At 75.6% G+C, this 464-nt stretch carries 1 pseudogene; it reads right to left on the reverse strand.

Features of this window, described 5'->3' with window-relative positions:
* Window positions 1–464, reverse strand: a pseudogene (locus D183_RS25920) (hypothetical protein); the annotation flags it as partial.

Consider the following 464-nt stretch of genomic DNA (forward strand, 5'->3'; position numbering starts at 1 on the left):
CGGCGGCATGCGCACCACGGTGCCGTCGCTGAGCAGCACGCCGGCGGTGTCGCCGCGCGGGCCATAGACCAGCCGCTCGATGCGGCCATCGGCCTGCAGCGGGGTCAGGGCCGGCGGTGCCGGGGGCGCCGGCGGCGGCGTCATCGGGTTCGGCGGGCGGTCGACCACCTGCTTGCCACTGCGGCGCGCGGTGATGGTGTTGGCCTGCAGCAGCGGCAGGCTGCCCAGGCGATAGCCCTGCACCGAGATCGCATCGCCACGACGTACGGCGGCCTGCAGATCGGCCGACAGGTGCGGCGGGAAGCTCACCTGGGTGCCGTCCATCAGCCACAGGCCATCGACGTCGCCGTTGGGGTTGAGCATGAAACGCTCGACAGTGCCGTCCACGCGCACCGGCGTGGCAGCGACGGGGGCCGCGGGCGGCGGCGGCGGTGCCGGGACGCTGCCGGGCACCGGCGGGGCGG

Origin of the sequence: Xanthomonas sp. SHU 199, from assembly GCF_000364665.1 — a bacterium.
In the GTDB taxonomy this organism is placed as follows: Bacteria; Pseudomonadota; Gammaproteobacteria; order Xanthomonadales; family Xanthomonadaceae; genus Xanthomonas_A; species Xanthomonas_A sontii.